Origin of the sequence: Parahaliea aestuarii (assembly GCF_008064635.1) — a bacterium.
Classification (GTDB): domain Bacteria; phylum Pseudomonadota; class Gammaproteobacteria; order Pseudomonadales; family Halieaceae; genus Parahaliea; species Parahaliea aestuarii.
Genome location: NZ_VRYZ01000005.1, coordinates 230,593 through 249,191 on the forward strand (window position 1 = coordinate 230,593; position 18,599 = coordinate 249,191).

General features: G+C 63.6%; 15 protein-coding genes. 13 read left to right on the plus strand and 2 right to left on the minus strand.

What is annotated here, in order from left to right; translation table 11 throughout:
• Positions 1-37: 37 nt before the first annotated feature.
• Complete coding sequence (locus FVW59_RS12730; RefSeq protein ID WP_222711505.1) at positions 38-2,494, plus strand: zinc-dependent metalloprotease; 2,457 nt, start codon at positions 38-40, stop codon at positions 2,492-2,494.
• On the opposite strand, the gene FVW59_RS12735 is transcribed toward FVW59_RS12730, so the two are convergent.
• The gene (locus FVW59_RS12735) at positions 2,491-3,672 is read right to left on the minus strand and encodes a serine hydrolase domain-containing protein (protein ID WP_148064723.1); all 1,182 of its coding nucleotides are present in this window, start codon (positions 3,670-3,672) and stop codon (positions 2,491-2,493) included. The genes FVW59_RS12730 and FVW59_RS12735 overlap by 4 nt on opposite strands.
• 286 nt (positions 3,673-3,958) lie before the next feature.
• Between FVW59_RS12735 and FVW59_RS12740 the strand changes: the two genes are divergently transcribed.
• The 5 genes from FVW59_RS12740 to FVW59_RS12760 all read left to right on the plus strand — a co-directional run bounded on the left by FVW59_RS12740 (position 3,959) and on the right by FVW59_RS12760 (position 8,799).
• On the plus strand, positions 3,959-5,131 hold the full coding sequence (locus FVW59_RS12740) for an acyl-CoA dehydrogenase family protein (RefSeq protein ID WP_148064724.1): 1,173 nt from the start codon (positions 3,959-3,961) through the stop codon (positions 5,129-5,131).
• Between the two features lie 169 nt (positions 5,132-5,300).
• Positions 5,301-6,530, plus strand: a complete 1,230-nt coding sequence (locus FVW59_RS12745; RefSeq protein WP_187275874.1) for a cytochrome P450 — start codon at positions 5,301-5,303, stop codon at positions 6,528-6,530.
• A 129-nt stretch (positions 6,531-6,659) separates the two neighbouring features.
• Entirely contained in the window at positions 6,660-7,532 is an 873-nt protein-coding gene (locus tag FVW59_RS12750; protein ID WP_148064726.1) for an amidohydrolase family protein, read from the plus strand.
• 6 nt (positions 7,533-7,538) lie between these two features.
• Complete coding sequence (locus FVW59_RS12755) at positions 7,539-8,303, plus strand: glutathione S-transferase family protein (RefSeq protein ID WP_148064727.1); 765 nt, start codon at positions 7,539-7,541, stop codon at positions 8,301-8,303.
• A gap of 46 nt (positions 8,304-8,349) precedes the next feature.
• Positions 8,350-8,799, plus strand: a complete 450-nt coding sequence (locus tag FVW59_RS12760; RefSeq protein WP_148064728.1) for a nuclear transport factor 2 family protein — start codon at positions 8,350-8,352, stop codon at positions 8,797-8,799.
• A gap of 49 nt (positions 8,800-8,848) precedes the next feature.
• Here FVW59_RS12760 and FVW59_RS12765 read toward each other — a convergent pair whose 3' ends face one another.
• Complete coding sequence (locus FVW59_RS12765) at positions 8,849-10,552, minus strand: class I adenylate-forming enzyme family protein (RefSeq protein WP_187275875.1); 1,704 nt, start codon at positions 10,550-10,552, stop codon at positions 8,849-8,851.
• A 337-nt stretch (positions 10,553-10,889) separates the two neighbouring features.
• Here FVW59_RS12765 and yajC point away from each other — a divergent pair, with 337 nt between their 5' ends.
• From yajC to thrH, 7 genes are all read left to right on the plus strand, one after another.
• Positions 10,890-11,225 (plus strand): preprotein translocase subunit YajC, encoded by a 336-nt coding sequence (yajC, locus tag FVW59_RS12770; protein WP_148064730.1) that lies wholly within the window; start codon positions 10,890-10,892, stop codon positions 11,223-11,225.
• A 40-nt stretch (positions 11,226-11,265) separates the two neighbouring features.
• Positions 11,266-12,255 carry a 1-aminocyclopropane-1-carboxylate deaminase/D-cysteine desulfhydrase gene (locus tag FVW59_RS12775; RefSeq protein ID WP_148064731.1) on the plus strand — a complete coding sequence of 330 codons (990 nt, stop codon included), beginning with the start codon at positions 11,266-11,268 and terminating at the stop codon, positions 12,253-12,255.
• Between the two features lie 44 nt (positions 12,256-12,299).
• Entirely contained in the window at positions 12,300-13,631 is a 1,332-nt protein-coding gene (locus FVW59_RS12780) for an alanine/glycine:cation symporter family protein (RefSeq protein ID WP_148064732.1), read from the plus strand.
• Positions 13,632-13,674: 43 nt separating this feature from the next.
• On the plus strand, positions 13,675-15,849 hold the full coding sequence (locus FVW59_RS12785; RefSeq protein ID WP_148064733.1) for an acetyl-CoA hydrolase/transferase C-terminal domain-containing protein: 2,175 nt from the start codon (positions 13,675-13,677) through the stop codon (positions 15,847-15,849).
• A 50-nt stretch (positions 15,850-15,899) separates the two neighbouring features.
• Positions 15,900-16,799: a 5'-nucleotidase gene (locus tag FVW59_RS12790; RefSeq protein WP_148064734.1), complete on the plus strand. Its 900-nt coding sequence runs from the start codon at positions 15,900-15,902 to the stop codon at positions 16,797-16,799.
• Between the two features lie 106 nt (positions 16,800-16,905).
• Positions 16,906-17,880, plus strand: coding sequence for an HTH-type transcriptional regulator CysB (cysB, locus tag FVW59_RS12795; protein ID WP_148064735.1), 975 nt, complete (start codon positions 16,906-16,908; stop codon positions 17,878-17,880).
• 91 nt (positions 17,881-17,971) lie between these two features.
• Positions 17,972-18,589: a bifunctional phosphoserine phosphatase/homoserine phosphotransferase ThrH gene (gene thrH, locus FVW59_RS12800; protein ID WP_148064736.1), complete on the plus strand. Its 618-nt coding sequence runs from the start codon at positions 17,972-17,974 to the stop codon at positions 18,587-18,589.
• Positions 18,590-18,599 lie beyond the last annotated feature (10 nt).

The following is an 18,599-nucleotide window of genomic DNA, read 5'->3' on the forward strand; positions in this document are numbered from 1 at the left end:
TGCTAGACTGCGCGCTTTTGCGCATTGGAGAACGGGTATGAGAGCCCTCTGTATTGTTCTGCTTGGCCTGGCGCTTGCGGCCTGTGGCGGCGACGGCGACAACGCCCCGGCCGGACTGCCCGGTATCGACGGACACACCCGTGGCATGCAGCACCTCGACGGATTCGTCGACCTGTACTGGGACGAAGAGGGTGGCAAGCTGTTGCTGGAAGTGGCCGAGCTGGAAACGCCCTTTATCTATGTCAGCAGCCTGGCGCGCGGGGTCGGTTCCAACGACCTCGGCCTGGATCGCGGACAGCTGGGCGAAACCCATCTCGCGCGTTTTGTGCGCTCGGGCAAGAAGGTCCTGCTGCTCGCGGACAATCCGGCTTACGTTGCCACCAGCGACAACGCCGACGAACTGCAGGCCATAAGAGAGGCCTTCGCCCGCTCGGCACTGGGCGGTTTCGAGATAGTCGCCGAGAGCCGGGGGCGGGTGCTGGTGGATGCGACTGACTGGTTCCTGCGCGATGCCCACAATGTCGCCGCACGCCTGAAACAGACGGAGCAGGGCAGTTACAAGGCCGATCCACAGCGCTCTGCCATCTTCCTGCCGCGCACCAAAGCCTTCCCGGACAACACCGAAATAGAGGCGATGGTCACCCTGGCTGGTGAGCCTTCAGGCGCTGTTATCGGCACCGTGACGCCGGATGCCCGCGCTGTGACCGTGCACCAGCACCACTCCTTCGTGCGCCTGCCGGAGCCGGGCTACGAGCCCCTGCCCTACGATCCGCGCTCGGGCTTTATCGATCCCAGCTACGGCAGTCTGCGCTATGACTACGGCAGCCCTATTGGCGAGCCATTGCGCCAGACCTACGCCTGGCGCCACCGGCTGGAAAAGCGCGATCCCGCGGCGGTATTGAGCGAGCCGGTGGAACCCATCGTCTACTACCTGGACCGGGGCGCCCCTGAGCCGGTGCGTACTGCGTTGATTGAAGGCGCCCTGTGGTGGAACGAGGCCTTCGAGGCGGCCGGTTACAAGGACGCCTTCCAGGTGCAGATGCTGCCGGAGGGCGCCGACCCGATGGATGTGCGCTACAACGTGATCCAGTGGGTGCATCGCTCCACCCGGGGCTGGTCCTATGGCGCCAGCGTCCGCGATCCGCGCACCCAGGAGATAATTAAAGGCCACGTGACTCTCGGCTCCCTGCGGGTGCGCCAGGACTACCTGCTGGCGGAAGGTCTGACCGCGCCCTACGGCGAGGACGGCGCGGTGCCGGAAGAATTGCTGGAGTTTGCCCTGGCCCGTATACGGCAGTTGTCCGCCCACGAGGTGGGTCACACCCTGGGCCTGGAACACAATTTTGCCGCCAGCACCGACAATCGCGCCTCGGTAATGGATTATCCCCATCCCTACGTCACCCTCACCGGCAACGGTGAAGTGGACCTGTCACAGGCCTATGACAGCGGCATGGGCGAGTGGGACAAGCGCGCCATTCTCTACGGTTACCAGGATTTTCCGGAAGGTACAGACGCAGCCGCCGCGCGCGAACAGATTATCCGCGACACCTACGCCCGGGGCCTGCATTTTGTGGCGGACGCGCACTCACGTGGCGATGCCTTTGCCGTCTCCGCCGGCCCGGCCCATCCCCGCGGCAGCCTGTGGGACAACGGCAGCGACCCGGTGGCAGAACTGCAGCGCCTGATGACGCTGCGCGAGACGGTGCTGGCGCAATTTTCCGAGCGCACTGTCCGCGTCGGTCGGCCGATGGCGAGTATCGAGGACGCGCTGGTGCCGATGTACCTGATGCACCGCTACCAGGTGCAGGCCGCGGCGACCCTGATCGGCGGCCAGGAGTTCTCCTACGCCATGCGCGGCGATGGCCTGGTGCCGACCGCGATGGTGACGCCGGCGCGGCAGCGCGAGGCGATCAGCGCACTGCTGGATACATTGAAGCCCGAGGCCCTGGCCCTGCGCCCGGAACTGCTGGCGTTGATTCCGCCGCGGCCGCCGGGTTCCGGGGATGACCGCGAGTTGTTCCCGCGCCAGACCGGCTACGTGGTCGACCCACTGGCGGCGGCGCAGGTGGCTGCCTCGCTCAGTGTGGATTTGCTCCTGAACCCGACCCGGGCTGCACGTATGAATAACAACCGTGCGCGCTCTGCCGCACAGCCGGCTTTCCTCGATCTGCTGGGTGCACTGCTGGCGGTCACCTTCTACGCCGAACCCGCCACCGGCAACGCTGGCGCGCTGCAGCGGGTGGTGAATACGGTCACACTGGATCGCCTGATGCAGCTGGCGGGTAACGCGGACGCCCAGACCCAGGCCCGGGCCGAGGCCCTGGATGTGCTGCTGGCATTACAGCCGCAACTGGAGGAGCGGGCGCCCGTGGCCAGCCCTGACTGGCGCGCCCACTACCGTTTTCTCGCGGTGCAGATTGACCGCTTCCTCGATGACGGGGAAGCGCTGGCGGGGCTGAAGTTGCTCGGGGCGCCGCCGGGCTCACCGATCTAGTTGGCGGCTTCGGCGCGGGCGCGATCGACTTCCTCGGCCACCATGGCAATGATTTCCTCCAGCACCAGCTGAACGGGCGCCCCGGAATCGGTGCGGCTGTAGTCGTCGATGGCGACATAGCCGCCGATTTCGCGGGCGGTATCGATCCAGGCGACGGCGCCAAAGGCACCCGGGTCGTAGAACACGGTGGCCGCCTCGCCGTCGGTGTCGGGGGCGGCAATCCACCAGCCCATGCCGTAGGGGGTGCCGAACTCGCCGGCGCGATCCTCGCGCATAAAGGCCAGCGCATCTTCGGACAGCACACGGTTTTCGCCGCAGACGCCGCCCCTCAGGGTCATCAGCAATAGTTTTGCGTAGTCCTGCATGTTGCTGATGGCGCCGCCTTCGATGTTGGGGTTGTCCAGCCCCCGCAGGCTGTCCGGGCTGCCGCTCCAGGCGCTGAGGTCGCTCCACATGTTGCCGTACTGGAACACCTCCAGGTCGCAGGGTTCGGCGATGTAGCTGTCGAAGGCCTGGCGCCAGCTGCTGTTGCTGACCTGCTCCGCCACCGCGCCTGCCAGCTGCCACTGGGAGCCGCCGTAGCTGTAGCTGGTCCCCGGGGGCTGGCTGTTCGCCAGAGGAGTGCTGTAGATGGTGCGGGCGCAGTTTTCCAGGGTGCCGGCGGGCGCGTACTGGCAGAGGTGGGCGCCGTAGCTGGACAGGGCTTCCAGGCCGGGAATGCCGGAGGTGTTGCTGAGCAACTGTATGCTGGTGGCAGCGCCGTAGACGCCCTCCCAGGGCAGGTAGTTGTCGATGCTCGCCGCTACGTCGTAATCGAGTGTGTCGTCTTCGTGCAGGGCCATCAGCAGGGCCGCGGTCGGCATCTTGCTGGTGGATGCGAGCATCACCACGATGTCGAGGGTGTGATCGCCCAGCGCGGACTCGTGCACTATACCCTGTTCGCGATCCACGATGGTGTAGGAAATACCGTCGAAGACCTCGCTCTCATCGAGAAAGCGCTGGAAGCGGTCATCCACCGCGCTGAAACTGTAGGCCGGCGGGCTGGGTTCGGGCGGCAGCGGCACCGCCGGGGCCGGATCGCTGCTGTCGCTGCACGCGCTGAGGGTGGAACCGAGGAGGGCGGCGAGAACCGGGGCGAAACCGGCGTTCCGCAGGCTGGACAGGCTGGACGGCTGCATGGGTGAATCTCCTGGCTGTGCGGCAGGGCCGCTCGTTGTAGTTATGTTGCCGGGAAATTTTGCATACCGAATATTTGAAATCAAGAGAAAGGCGGGATTTTTGCGCAAAAAATATCCTGCTTTTCTGCTGTCATGCCTCCGTACCGCTGCCGAGGATTTCAAGCCAGGCGAAGCTTGCCGAAACGGCCTGCGGCTGAATACGCCACTGTAATTTGTGCGAGGTTGTACAGCGGCCATATCCCCGGTATTACTGGCTGCCTTACGCCAACCATAACGGGACCAGTCCATGCTTCCACGCAACTTCACCGAGGAACAACTCATGTTCCGCGATGCCTACCGCAAATTCCTCGAACGCGAAATTGCTCCCCATGTCGAGCGCTGGCGGGAACAGGGCATCGTCGATCGCGAGGCCTATCTGAAAGCGGGAGAGCAGGGCTTCCTGATGGTGTGGCCGGAGGAAAAATATGGCGGCATGGGCGATGCCGACTTCCGTTTCGAGCAGATCATCATCGAGGAAACCGCCAACGTCTACGCCGGCGACTGGACCAATACCCTGCACAGCCGCCTGGTGGGCCCCTATCTGACCCGCTTCGGCAGCGAGGAACAGGTATCCCGCTTTCTGCCCAAATGCGTGAGCGGCGAGTGCATTCTAGCGGTGGCCATGACCGAACCGGACGCCGGCTCCGACCTTGCGGGCATGCGCGCCACCGCGAAGGATATGGGCGACCACTGGCTGCTGAACGGCACCAAGACCTATATCAGCAACGGCATCAATGCCGACCTGGTGGTCGTGGCGGCCAAGACCGACCCGGAGAACAACCCCCACGCCATGGGCCTGTTCCTGGTGGAGCGGGGCATGGACGGCTTCGAGCGCGGCCGCAACCTGAACAAGATGGGCATGAAGGCCCAGGACACCGCGGAACTGTTTTTCAATAACGTCAAGGTGCCCAAGGCCAATGTACTGGGCGACCCCGCCAAGGGCTTTATCTACCTGATGCAGGGCCTGGCGGAGGAGCGCCTGATCGGCGCCTGCGGCTTTATCGCCGGGGCGCAGAAGGCATTCGAGGTGACCCGGGACTTTGTGATGGAGCGCAAGGTGTTCGGCAAGCCCCTGTCGTACATGCAGAACACCCAGTTCAGGATGGCGGCACTGCGCACCGAGATCGATGTCGCCCAGGCCCACGTGGATGCCTGCGTGGCGGCCTTCAATAGCGGCAAGCTGACCTCGGAAGAGGCCGCCAAGGCCAAGCTTTTCACCAGTGAAGTCCTCGGGCGAATGGTGGACGAGGGGGTGCAGTTGCACGGTGGCGCCGGTTACATGGACGAGTACCCGATCTCCCGTATGTACACCGACGCCCGCATTACCCGCATCTTTGCCGGCACTTCGGAGGTGATGAAGCTGATCATCGGCCGCGATGTGTTCAGCGATGGCTTCACCGCCTATATCGACCGCCAGTAGGCACGCCTGACGCCGGGGGGCTTTCGTCCCCCGTCGCCCCCTGCTAACGTCATCCCGGAAGGGCCGACAAATTCATTCTGCGCCTATTGGACTAATACCTATTAGTTAGTAGTATTGAGTCATGCGCGCCCACCTTGAGCGGCGCAACCCTGCAGCGAGGAGTACCCGTATGAGCGGCTGTCCCCATATCGACCTGATCAATCCCGACACTTTCAAAGGCGGCCATCCGCGTGAGATGTACCGCTACCTGCGCAACGAGGCGCCGGTGTACTGGCACGAAGGCATTGGCGATCATCCGGGCTACTGGGTGATCAGTCGCCAGGAGGAACTGGATTTCGTGTCCAAGAATCCGAAGCTGTTTTCCTCCCACGAGCGCAGTTGCATGCTGCACGAGCCGGCCACCGACGACGACCTGGCCATGCTGCGCCTGCTGATGATCAATATGGATCCGCCCCAGCACCTGAAGTACCGGCGCCTCATTCGCAACGCTTTCACCCCGGCCAAGGTGGAGAGTTACCGTGAGCGTTTCGAGCAGATCGCCCGCGACATTGTGGCCCGCGCCGTCGAGGGCGGGCGCTGCGAGTTCGTGGAGGATGTGGCCATGGAGCTCCCGTTGCTGGCCATCTGCGAGCTGATGGGCGTGCCCATCGAGCGTCGCCAGCGTCTTTTTGAACTCACCAACATCATGCTCGGCATGGACGACCCGGAGCTCACCACCTCGCCGGAAGATGGCACCAACGCCATGGTGGAAATGTTCATGATGGCCATGGACATTGCCGCGGCGCACAAGCAAAAGCCCCAGGAGGACATCGTCAACACCCTGCTGGAAGGCACGGTGGAAGACGAACCCCTCACCGACGACGAGTTCTGCAACTTCTTCATGTTGTTGATCGTGGCCGGCAATGAAACCACCCGCACCGTTACCAGCCAGGGCATGCGTCTGCTGATCGAGCATCCGGAGCAGTACCAGATGCTGGTGGATGACCGGAGCCTGATCGGTGACGCCATTGAGGAGTTCCTGCGCTTCAACCCCGCCGTGATCGCCTTCAAGCGCACCGCCATGGAAGATGTGGAACTCGGGGGCGAGGTGATTCGCAAGGGTGACAGGGTGCAGGTCTACTACGGTGCGGCCAGCGCCGACGAGGCCAATTTCAGCGAACCCGACACCTTCGACGTGACCCGCAATCGTCGCGAGGACGTGCGCAACGAGCACCGCGCCTTCGGTATCGGCCAGCACTTCTGCCTGGGCTCTCACCTGGCGCGGCTGGAGCTCGAGGTTATTTTCACCGAGATTCTCAAGCACATCCGCAATCCCCGGTTCGACGGCGACATCCAGTGGCTGCGCTCCAACTTCATCAACGGCATCAAGAAAATGCCGATTGTATTTGACGTGGCCTGAGGGTCTCGTTACCGGTACATCCATTTAAGCCCGGGGTGGGATTCTCTCGCCCCGGCGTTGTGCCTGCTTGTGGGACGCGCCCGATTGGCCACAATGGTGCGATGAGCTGACACAGACTGGAGAATCCACATGCCCATGCCCAAAGATATCGGCGTCATCGACCTGATGCTGGCCGTTCCCGGTGACGACAACAGCCACTTCTACGAGTGGATCAAGCCGATGCTCATGGACAAACAGAGCCATGAGATGTTCAAGATGCCCGCCCAGTACATGTTCAAGGACATCCCCCAGATAGACGGCCAGGATGACTACGTTGCTTACACTGTGGCGCAGATGGACAAGCACGGCATCGATCGCGCCATGATCGGAGTCGGCCCCTACGCCGAGCAGCACAAGGAGGCCCTGCGCCGCTTCCCGGATCGCTTCTTCGCCTGTTACGAGGCCAACCCCAATAACGGGATGGAGGAAGTACGCACCATCGTTGCGCTGAAGGAGGAGTTCGACATCAAGGCGGTGACCGCGTCGCCCGCCATGATCTGCCCGCCGGTGCCGGTGAATGATAAGAAGTGGTATCCGATTTACGCCAAGCTGGTGGAGCTGGATATTCCCTTCTGCCCCTGCATGGGTATTCCCGGCCCGCGCCTGCCCTTCGGCCCGCAGAAGGTCGAGCTGCTGGACGAGGTGCTGTGGTTCTTCCCCGAGCTGAACGTGGTAACCCGACACGGCTGCGAGCCCTGGACAGACGTGGCCTGGAAGATGATGCTCAAATACCCCAACCTGCACTACATGACCAGCGCCTTTGCGCCCAAGCACTACCCCAAGGACATCGTCCACTTCGCCAACACGCGCGGCTCCGACCAGGTGATGTATGCCGGTTACTTCCCCATGGGCCTTTCGCTGGATCGCATTTTCAGGGAGATGCCCGACGTACCCTTCCGCGATGAAGTGTGGCCCAAGTTCCTGCGGGAAAATGCCCTCCGTGTATTCAAACTGGATAAATAAGTACAGATGGACTATTCAAGCGTCGAGGAAGCCCGCGAGCTGCCGGGCCTGAAGCTGGTGCTGACCGCCGGTGTGCCCGGCCCCTGGGGCGAGGCGGCCAAGGGCATCCTCTCCCACAAGCGCCTGGACTACCTGCCGGTGCGCCAGGACGCAGGGCAGGCCAACGACTCCCTGCGCGCGTGGACCGGGCAAGACTCCGCGCCGGTGCTGGTGGGCGAAGCTTTACCGCCAGTCAGTCACTGGCTCGACATCCTGCTGCATGCCGAGCGACTCGCGCCGGATTCGCCGCTGCTGCCGCGGGCAATGGCGCAGCGCGCAGAGGCCATTGGCCTGTGTGCCCTGATTGCCGGCGTCAACGGCTTCGGCTGGCAGCGCCGCCTGCAGCTTTTGACGCCCGGAATGCAGCTCGATGAGCCGCCCGAGGCAGTGGCCCGCATGGCGCAGAAATATGGCTGGAGCGCCGCTGCGGCGGCATCGGCACAGGGAGAACTGGAATCGATCAGCGGCCATCTCGACGCGGTGCTCGCCGCGGCAGAGGAGGGGGGCGGCGAGTATTTCGTCGGCAATCGCCTGGGCGCGGCCGACATCTACTGGGCCACCTTCGCCACCATGATCGACCCGCTGCCGGAGGACCTGTGCCCTATGCCGGCCTTTATGCGCAGTACCTATGGTTCCGGGGGCGAGGCGGTCCAGGCGCTGTTGACCCCGCGCCTCAGGGCCCACCGCGACCGCATCTATCAACGTCACCTCGATCTGCCACTGGATTTCTAGCTGTCGCTCATCGCGAGCGACGGTATGCACACATAAGGAGAACAGCATGCTTAGCCAACAGGAAATGTCAGACCGCTGGGAAATCCAGGACCTGGTCTTTCATTATGCGCATCTGATTGATACAAAGTCCTTTGACGACCTGCGCGATGTGTTCACCGTCGACGCCCATATCGACTACAGCGTGTTCGGCGGCAGTGTCGGCGACCTGGAGACCACCATCGCCTACCTCAAGGAAGCGGTGTCGGAAGGCGTGTTTCCCAATTCACAGCACCTCAATGCCAATGTGCAGGTGAGCGTGGAGGGGGATACCGGCAAGGGGCGGGTGATGTGCTACAACCCGATGGAGATGGCCATGCCCGACGGCAGTACTCAGGTGTTCATGCTCGGACTGTGGTACGTCGATGAATACCGCCGCACCGACGTTGGCTGGCGCATCAGCCGGCGGGCGGAAGAAAAGAGCTGGGTGTTCAACGTCCCCGATTTTATGGGGCTTTGAGTCAGTCGCCGCCGCCCCGCAGAAGCGGGGCGGTGTCAGTATTGGCTGCTCAGGACTGGGCCAGGTAGGCGTCCCGAATGGCTTTTTTCAGCACCTTGCCAGTGGCGTTTTTCGGCAGCTCGCCACTGCTGATCAGTATGCGGGCAGGCACCTTGAAGGCCGCCAGGTGCTCGCCGAGGAAGGTGCGCAGTTCCTCCTCGCTGGCGACATCCTCCCCGAGATAGACGCTGGCCATCAACTCCTCGCCCCAGCGCTGGTGGGGCACTCCGAACACCGTGGCCTCGTGCACCGCCGGGTGCGTCAGCAGGACGCCTTCCACCTCTACCGGGTAGATGTTCTCGCCACCGCGAATCACCATGTCCTTGACCCGGTCCACCACATAGAGAAATCCGAGATCGTCCACGTGGCCGATGTCACCGGTGGCGACCCAGCCGTCGATAAAGGTGGCGGCGCTGGCCTCGGGCAGATTCCAGTAGCGCTGCACATTGGTGGGGCTGCGCAGGTAGAGCTCGCCGGTTTCCCCCGCCGGCAGCGCCTCGCCGTTCTCGTTCACCGTGCGCACCTCGACGATGGGCGAGAGATTGCCCGCGGCATTGGGGCGCAGGCGGAAGGCGGCGCCGGTGCAGCTGGAGCCGGTGGCATTGGTTTCGGTCATGCCGTAGCCGGTGCCCGGGTAGGCGTCCGGCAGCTTGCTGTAGATGAGATCGGTCAGGTGTGGCGGGCAGGCGGTGCCGCCGGCGCCCAGAGCGAACAGGCTGCTGGTGTCGGTGCTGGCAAAGTTGGGGTGCTCCAGCAGGGCCATGGTCATGGTGGGCACGCCGGTGAATACGGTGATGCGCTCGGATTCGATGATCTCCAGTGCCCTGGCCGGGTCCCACTTGTACATGATGCAGGTCTTGCGGCCGCCGCGCAGGTTGCCCAGGAATATCGCATAGCAGCCGGATACGTGGAACAGGGGCACGGCCAGCAGGGTGGCTGAATCGAAGCCCGAGCCCAGCATTTTCTCGATAGTCGGCATATTGGCCATGGCGGACTGGGCGGCGTGGAATTCGAAGTTGTACAGCGCCTGGGCCACGGCGAAGTGGGTGGAGGCGGCCCCCTTGGGTTTGCCGGTGGTGCCGGATGTGTACATGATGATGGCGAGGTCGCCGGGGCTGATCTCGACTTCCGGGTGCTTGGCAGCCTGTTGCTGGCTGACCGACCAGGGTTCAACCCGCTCATCGCCGGCATCGCCGCCGCGCACCAGGATCGCCTTGCAGTCGAGCTCTGGCAGCGCGTCCCGGATCAGCTCCAGGCGCTGGCTGTCGCACACGACAATGCGCGAACCGGAGTCCTGGATGCCGTAGCAGAGTTCCTCTGTCTTGCCCCAGCTGTTGAGCGGTACCACGATGGCGCCGATCGACACTGCGGCGACGAATGTCATCATCCACTCGGGATAGTTGCGCATGGCGATGGCCACGCGATCGCCGCGGTGAACCCCGCAGTTACTCACCAGGTGATTGGCCAGGCGGTCGGCGGCTTCGAAGAAGGCATCGAAGGTATAGCGCTCGTCCTCGTAGCTGACACAGATCCTGTCACCGTGGGTGCGGCCACTGTCGATGGCGTCGCGCAGGGTGCCGGGCGCCTGCTTGTAGCAGCGCAGCTCAACGCCATTGATGGTGCGCTGTTCCAGTTCCCAGGGGGCGCCGGGGCCGGTGAGTTGCTGTCGCGCGGTATCCATCGCGCTCACCAGTGCCGTCAGTTCTGTGCTCATGTCTGCTCCTGTGCTGCGGGTGTGGCGCATTGCGCGGGACCGGGTGCGATCCCGCCCGGTCGCTGCGCTTGTTATCAAACCCGGCATGATACTAGGGGGCGTGATTGGCTGCACCGCCGGTGACAGTGAATTGCAGTGCCTGTTGACCTATTTGTACCGGGCTGTGCGAGAGCGACCTTTTGTATCTATTGTTTTGCGCGAATGTGTCTATTGCCACGATGCCGCGATAGTGCGTGGGCGGGACCCCGGCGATTGCCCCGCCCGGGGCAAACGGGTACATTAGCGCGCTTTAACGCCCGCACCCGTTGCGGTCCGGGCCCATCGCAAGGAACCTGTTATGAGTCTGTTTATCGCCAGCGCCCACGCCCAGGCGGGCGCGGCCCCCGCCCCCGGCGGAGAAATCTTCCAGATCGTGTTTCTGGTCGGTATTTTCGCCCTGTTCTACTTCATCGCCATTCGCCCCCAGCGCAAGCGCCAGAAGGAGCACGCCCAGATGGTCGCCGCCCTGGCCAAGGGCGATGAAGTGGTGACCACCTCAGGCATTCTCGGGCGTATCAGCGCACTGGACGACAACTACATCGTGCTCACCGTAGCCGAGAAAGTGGACATGAAGTTCCAGCGTGTACACGTTCACGCGGTGCTGCCCAAGGGCACCCTGAAGTCCATCGGCTGACTCGGATACCGGCGGGTATGACCGCCAGCCTTCCAGCCTGATGGCGATCACTTATCCGCGGCGGGTCGACCTGGCCTGCACGCCAACTCCCCTGCAATACCTGCCCCGGGCGACCGTCGCCTGGGGCGGCGGGCACCGCCTGTGGGTCAAGCGCGACGATCTCACCGGCAGCCTGCTGTCCGGCAACAAGGTGCGCAAACTGGAGTTCATCCTGGCCCACGCCCAGGACGGGGGCTACGACACCCTGGTCACCTGCGGCGGTTTGCAGAGCAATCACTGCCGCGCCACCGCCTTTGTCGCGGCCCAGGCCGGGCTGAAAGCCCACCTGCTGCTGCGCGGCGAGCCGCCGGCCGCACCCGACGGTAATTACTTCCTCGATTTGCTGGCCGGCGCCGAGGTGGAGATTCACCCGCCACAGCGCTATTTCCGCGAGCTCCAGGCCCTGCTGGCCAGGGTCGAGGCGGACTACGTCGCGCAGGGCAGGCGGGCGCTGGTGATCCCCACAGGGGGCAGCGATGGCCTCGGGCTGTGGGGTTATATCGCCGCCGCCGGTGAACTGGGGGACGACCTGCAAAGCGCCGGCATCGACGGCGCACACCTGGTCTGCGCCACCGGTTCCGGCGGCACCCAGGCCGGGCTTACCCTCGGGGCGGCGCTGCACGAACTGCCGCTGACGGTCTGGGGTGTCAATGTCTGCGATGACGAGCAGTACTTTATCGACAAGGTCGCCGACGATGTGAGCGACTGGCGCAAGCGCTATCCCGGGCAGCCGGATGCCACGGTTGTGGCACGGGTGCTGGACGGCTACGTGGGCAGCGGCTATGGCGAGGCGGGGCGGGAAATCTTCGACCTCATCCGTGATCTTGCCCGACTCGAAGGGCTGGTACTCGACCCGGTCTACACCGGCAAGGCCTTCTACGGCATGTTGCGGGAACTGGAGCGTGGGCGCTTTGCCGATTGCCGCGATATTGTCTTCGTCCATACCGGCGGAATTTTCGGCCTCATGGCGCAACGTAACTCCTGCCTCTAGGCGCTCTCTGCTAGACTGCCCCGTTAACAGAACGAGGGGGCCTCATGACAGAAATCATTCAATCGGTAAATGCCATTGCCTGGGGGCCAGTGATGCTGGTGCTGTTGCTGGGTACCGGTATCTACCTCAGCGTCGGCTTGCGCTTTGCCACGGTGCGCAAGATCCCGGTGGCCCTCGGGCTTTTGCTGGGCGGCCGCAAGGGCAAGGGCGAAGGCGATATCTCGCCCTTCGCGGCGCTGATGACCTCCCTGTCGGCCACCATCGGCACCGGCAATATCGCCGGGGTGGCCACCGCTATCGCTCTCGGCGGCCCCGGCGCGTTGCTGTGGATGTGGATCACCGCGCTGGTTGGCATGGCTACCAAGTATGCCGAGGCGGTGTGTGCCGTGCGCTTTCGCGAGACCGACAGCAACGGCAATTTCAGCGGCGGCCCGATGTACTACATCCGCAACGGTCTGCACCGTCGCTGGCACTGGCTGGGCTATGCCTTCGCCATTTTCGGCAGCCTGGCGGGCTTTGGTATCGCCAATACCGTGCAGTCCAATTCGGTCTCGGAAATTCTTCGCGATTCTTTCTCGGTGCCGCCGCTGGCCACCGGCTTTGTGCTGATGGTACTGGTGGGTGCGGTGATACTTGGCGGTATTCGCCGCATATCGACCGTCGCCAGCTGGCTGGTGCCTTTCATGGCCCTCAGCTACATCCTGATGAGCCTGGTGGTACTGGCTGTCAACCTGGAACATATCCCCCACGCGATCGCCGTCATTGTGGACAGCGCCTTCAATGGCAGCGCCGCCGCCGGCGGCTTTGCCGGCGCCACGGTCATGGCGGCCCTGCGCTTCGGTGTGGCACGGGGTATTTTTTCCAATGAGGCCGGGCTCGGCAGCGCGCCGATTGCCCACGCTGCGGCGCGTACCAATGAGCCGGTGGAGCAGGGCATGATCGCCATGCTCGGCACCTTTATCGACACCCTGGTGGTGTGCACCATGACCGGCCTTGTCATCGTTATCATGGATGTTCTTCCCAGCGGGGAGAGTGGTGCGGTGCTGACCTCAATGGCCTTTGCCAATGCCTTTCCGGGGGGCGAGTACGTCGTCACTATCGGCCTCTGCCTGTTCGCATTTACCACCATGATCGGCTGGTCCTTCTACGGCGAGCGCTGTGTGGTCTACCTGGCTGGTACCCGGGGTATTTTGCCGTTCCGCCTGGCCTGGGTTGTGGCAATTCCGGTGGGAACAGTTATACAGTTGGATCTGGTGTGGCTGATTGCCGATACACTCAACGCGTTTATGGCGATCCCCAACCTGATAGCCCTGCTACTGCTGTCGCCGCTGGTGTTCAAGCTGAGCCGGGAGTATTTCAGCCGCGGTAAACAGTAAGCCAGGGCCAGGGATTGGCGGCCGGACGGCCAGGGAGGTAGCGGTGTCCGATACAGGGAGAGCAACGGCGCTGATCGAGTCGGTAGAGGACTGTGTCGATCGCGCTCTGGCGCGAGTGGGCAGGCAGCTGGTGCTGGCAGTGCCACTGGGCCTTGGCAAGCCAGTGCAACTGGTCAACGCCTTCTATCGGCGCGCTGCAGCCGATCCCGGCATCAGCCTGCATATTCTGACCGCTCTGTCGCTGGAGCGGCCGGAGGTACCGCCGGGACTGGCGGGCCGCCTGGCGGGGCCGGTCATAGAGCGCATCTACGGCGACTATGAGGAGCTTGCCTATATGGCGCCCCTGCGCGCCGGCGAGCTGCCGGAGAATATCCGCATCAGCGAGTTCTACTTTCGGGCCGGTGCCATGAAATCCGTGGCCGAGGCCCAGCGCCACTATATTTCCAGTAATTACACTCATGTTGCCCGGGATCTGGTGGGGCACGGCGTCAATGTCATCGCGCAGCTGGTGGCGCGACGCGACGGCGAGATCAGCCTGTCCTGCAACCCTGATCTCACTCTTCACATGGCCAGGATGCTGGCGGAGGCCGGACGCCCCTGCATACATCTCGGCCAGGTCCATCCGGAGTTGCCCTTCATGGGCGGAGACGCACGGGTAGCGCCGGACTTCTTTGATGTACTGGTGGCGGGGCCGGATTGCGGCCGGCGCCTGTTCAGTGCTCCCAACGGCCAGGTGCCGCTGGCGGATTATGCGGCTGCCATCCACGCCAGCAGCCTGATCGCCGATAACGGCACACTGCAGATCGGCATCGGCGCGCTCGGCGATGCCGTGGCCCAGGCCTGTATACTGCGCCAGCGGGAGAACGCCACCTACCAGCGGCTGCTGGCTGGCCTCGAAACCCTGCCCAGCCCGGTGCAGCAGTATCGGGGAGGTTTCGACAAGGGCCTGTATGTGTCCACCGAAATGTTTGTCAGCGGCATGCTGGCGCTGATCGAGGCAGGCATAGTAAAGCGCAGGGTCTACGACGACCTGCTGTTGCAGGAGGGTCTGAATGAAGGCGCTATTGGTGGCATTGTGGACGAGCAGCTTTTGCTCTGGCTGCGCCAGTGTGAGGCATTGCCCGCCCGGCTGGGAGAAGGGGACCTTGCCTGGCTGCGCCACTGGGGCATTGTGGGCGACTCGGTGACGCTGGCGGAGGGCGATCTCTATTGTGCAGGAGAGCGCCTCGACAACGATATCGACCAGCACGCGGTGCGTCGCGTTCTGCTCGAGCAAAACCGCGGCATGCCACTGCGCCACGGCAATCTGCTGCACGCCGGTTTCTTTCTCGGCCCCCGGGACTTTTACCAGCGCCTGCGGGAGCTTGAACCCGCTGTGGCCGAGAGCCTCTGCATGACCTGGGTCGGGCGCACCAATCAGTTGCTGGAAAATGCTCCCCTGTATCGCGCCCAGCGCCGCCGCGCCCGCTTTATCAATACCGGCATGATGGCGACCCTGTCCGGCGCGGTGGTATCCGACGCGCTGGAGGATGGCACGGTGATCAGCGGCGTTGGCGGGCAGTACAACTTCGTGGCCATGGCTCACGACCTGCCCGATGCGCGCTCCATCCTCTGTATACGCAGCACCCGCAGGGACGGGCGTCGCCTGCATTCCAATATCGTTCCGCGCTACGGTCACACCACCATCCCGCGTCACCTGCGGGATATCGTGGTCACCGAGTACGGTATTGCCGATCTGCGTGGGCAGGATGACGGCGAGGTGATGAAACGCCTGATCCAGGTGGCGGATTCCCGCTTCCAGGGGGAGCTGCTGCAGGCGGCCGTGGCCAGTGGCAAGGTGGAGGCTGACTACCGCTTACCGGAGTCCTGCCTGAACAACACACCGCAGCGACTGGCGGCGGCGCTGGAGCCCTTCCGGCGCGATGGCTGGCTACCGGACTACCCCTTTGGCTCGGACCTGACACGCGTGGAGCAGGGCCTTGCGGATTGCCTCAAGGTGCTGGACGGCATGCGCCAGCAGCCGCGGGAGTGGCCGGGGCTGCTGTGGCGTGCGCTGCGCCATAAACCGACCGCGGCGGCGGCGGATTACCTGCAGCGCCTGCAACTGGCGCCGCCGGCGAACGTGGGTGAAGGTCTGCTGGGGCGGGTGTTGTCCAGCCTTTTGCAGGAGCGCGGCTGGTTGCAGGGCGACTCACGAGTCGCGGGTGGTGATTTTTAACCTCGCCCCTCGTCTGGTGCCGTTCCCGCGCCGGCGCTATGCTAGTGGCCATGGATAGAACGACAGACAACAAACTGGTTATCGCCATTTCCTCCCGGGCGCTGTTCGACCTGGACGCCAGTCACCAGGTTTTCGAGGAGGAGGGCCTGCAGGCCTATTCTGACTACCAGGTGGAGCACGAGGACGAACCGCTGGAGCCGGGCGAGGCTTTTCCGCTGGTGCAGAAAATGCTGCGCCTCAACGAAATGCTGGGCGGTGAAACCCAGGTGGAAGTGGTCCTGCTGTCGCGCAACAGCGCAGACACCGGGCTCAGGGTATTCAACTCCATCGAGCACTTCGGCCTGCCCATCAGTCGCGCCGCCTTCTGCGGCGGCGAGAGTCCCTGGCGCTATATCCGCGCCTTCGGCTGCCAGCTGTTCCTGTCCAACGAGGCGGACGACGTGCGCCACGCCCTGGAGTGTGGCGTGGCGGCCGCGACCCTGGTGTCGTCCCGCGGCGGCAGTTCCGACAAGGGGCAACTGCGCTTTGCCTTCGACGGCGACGCGGTACTTTTTTCCGACGAGGCCGAGCGGATCTACAAAACCGAAGGGCTGGAAGCCTTTACCGCGAGTGAGCAGGCGGCCGCCCATACCCCCCTCGGGGGCGGCCCCTTCAAGCCATTTCTGGCGGCACTGCACCGCCTGCAGCAGGCCTTCCCGCCCAGCGAGGCGCCGATTCGTACCGCCCTGGTGACCGCGCGCTCGGCGCCGGCCCACGCCAGGGTCATCCGCACCCTGCGAGCCTGGAATATCCGCATTGACGAGTCCATCTTTCTCGGTGGACTCAACAAAACCGAGTTCCTGCGAGCCTACCAGGCCGATGTGTTCTTTGATGACCAGCAAACACACTGCGCCTCCGCCGGCCCCCATGTGGCCACCGGTCACGTACCTCATGGCGTCGCCAATGCCTGATTTAGGTCCTTATGCCTGAAGCCCTAGCGTTGGCCTGGATTAACTACTATTGTGCATATAGCACCGCCCGCGGCGGCGCACGTTGGTGGTTTCACGGGAGGCGGTCATGAAGTTGCAGCAACTTCGTTATATCTGGGAAGTGGCCCACCACGACCTCAACGTGTCTGCTACTGCCCAGAGCCTGTATACCTCCCAGCCCGGTATCAGCAAGCAGATTCGCCTGCTGGAAGATGAACTCGGGGTGGAGGTCTTCGCCCGCAGCGGCAAGCACCTCACTCATGTCACACCGGCGGGAGAGGCCATCCTCAAGGCTGCTGGAGAAGTGCTCCGCAAGGTTGAAAGCATCAAGCAGGTGGCCCAGGAGTATTCCAACGAGAAGAAGGGCAGCCTTTCCATCGCCACCACCCACACCCAGGCCCGTTACGCCCTGCCGGCCACCATTCGCTCTTTCATTGAACGCTATCCGGAAGTGTCCCTGCACATGCACCAGGGCACACCGATGCAGATCTCCGAGATGGCCGCGGACGGCACCGTGGACTTCGCCATCGCCACCGAGGCCATGGAGCTGTTTTCCGACCTGGTGATGATGCCCTGTTACCGCTGGAACCGCTGCGTGCTGGTGCCGCGAGATCATCCCCTGACCCAGCTGTCCGAGCTGACCCTGGAGGATGTTGCCGCCCACTCCATTGTCACCTACGTGTTTGGCTTTACCGGCCGCTCCAAGCTCGATGAGGCTTTCATGGCCAAGGGGCTGGTGCCCAAAGTCGTGTTCACCGCCGCCGATGCCGACGTTATCAAAACCTACGTCAGACTGGGGTTGGGCATCGGCATTGTCGCCCACATGGCCTATGACAGCAGTGTCGACAGTGATCTGGTGGCGCTGGATGCGAGCCGCCTGTTCGCCAGCAGCGTAACCCGTATCGGCTGTCGTCGCGGCACCTTCCTGCGCGGCTACATGTACGACTTCATCGAGGACTTCGCGCCCCACCTGACCCGCCAGGTAGTCACGGAAGCCTTCGCCTGCCACAGCAAGACAGAACTGGAAGAGCTGTTTTCCCATCTGGAATTACCGGTCTACTGAACCCCGCCATCGTTGCAGGCGCCTCACGCTTGCACCCTCGGGCCACAGCCGCTAGATTGTCGCGCTTCCTTCCCCCGCTGGAGTAAACAATATGGAACTGGCCTGCCTGGATCTGGAGGGGGTACTGGTCCCCGAAATCTGGATCGCCTTCGCCGAGAAAACCGGCATCGATGAACTGCGTGCCACCACCCGGGACATTCCCGACTACAACGTGCTGATGCGCCAGCGACTGGACCTGCTGGACCAGCACGGCCTGAAGATCGACGACATCCAGCAGGTGATTGCCACCCTCGAGCCCCTCGACGGTGCGGTGGAGTTTGTCGACTGGCTGCGGGAGCGTTTCCAGGTCATTATCCTCTCCGACACCTTCTACGAGTTCTCCCAGCCACTGATGCGCCAACTTGGCTGGCCGACGCTGTTCTGCCACCGGTTGATTACCGACGACAGCGGGCGTGTGGTGGACTACAAACTGCGCCAGGAGGACCCGAAGCGGGCCTCGGTCAAGGCCTTGCACAGCCTGCACTACCGGGTGATCGCCGCTGGCGATTCCTACAATGACACCACCATGCTGGCGGAGGCCGAGGCCGGTATCCTGTTTCACGCCCCCGACAATGTGATTGCCGAGTTCCCCCAGTTCCCCGCGGTGCACACCTACGCCGACCTCAAGCAGGCCTTTATCGACGCCAGCGTGCGGGATCTCAGCCTGTAGTGATTTGGCG

Excerpts from the sequence above, each read along its gene's own strand:
- FVW59_RS12740 (WP_148064724.1), top strand. The coding sequence starts at position 3,959 with ATGCTTCCACGCAACTTCACCGAGGAACAACTCATGTTCCGCGATGCC.
- FVW59_RS12775 (WP_148064731.1), top strand. The coding sequence starts at position 11,266 with ATGGCGATCACTTATCCGCGGCGGGTCGACCTGGCCTGCACGCCAACT.
- FVW59_RS12755 (WP_148064727.1), top strand. The coding sequence starts at position 7,539 with ATGGACTATTCAAGCGTCGAGGAAGCCCGCGAGCTGCCGGGCCTGAAG.
- FVW59_RS12780 (WP_148064732.1), top strand. The coding sequence starts at position 12,300 with ATGACAGAAATCATTCAATCGGTAAATGCCATTGCCTGGGGGCCAGTG.
- thrH (WP_148064736.1), top strand. The coding sequence starts at position 17,972 with ATGGAACTGGCCTGCCTGGATCTGGAGGGGGTACTGGTCCCCGAAATC.
- FVW59_RS12745 (WP_187275874.1), top strand. The coding sequence starts at position 5,301 with ATGAGCGGCTGTCCCCATATCGACCTGATCAATCCCGACACTTTCAAA.
- yajC (WP_148064730.1), top strand. The coding sequence starts at position 10,890 with ATGAGTCTGTTTATCGCCAGCGCCCACGCCCAGGCGGGCGCGGCCCCC.
- cysB (WP_148064735.1), top strand. The coding sequence starts at position 16,906 with ATGAAGTTGCAGCAACTTCGTTATATCTGGGAAGTGGCCCACCACGAC.
- FVW59_RS12790 (WP_148064734.1), top strand. The coding sequence starts at position 15,900 with ATGGATAGAACGACAGACAACAAACTGGTTATCGCCATTTCCTCCCGG.
- FVW59_RS12735 (WP_148064723.1), bottom strand. The coding sequence starts at position 3,672 with ATGCAGCCGTCCAGCCTGTCCAGCCTGCGGAACGCCGGTTTCGCCCCG.
- FVW59_RS12730 (WP_222711505.1), top strand. The coding sequence starts at position 38 with ATGAGAGCCCTCTGTATTGTTCTGCTTGGCCTGGCGCTTGCGGCCTGT.
- FVW59_RS12750 (WP_148064726.1), top strand. The coding sequence starts at position 6,660 with ATGCCCATGCCCAAAGATATCGGCGTCATCGACCTGATGCTGGCCGTT.
- FVW59_RS12760 (WP_148064728.1), top strand. The coding sequence starts at position 8,350 with ATGCTTAGCCAACAGGAAATGTCAGACCGCTGGGAAATCCAGGACCTG.
- FVW59_RS12765 (WP_187275875.1), bottom strand. The coding sequence starts at position 10,552 with ATGAGCACAGAACTGACGGCACTGGTGAGCGCGATGGATACCGCGCGA.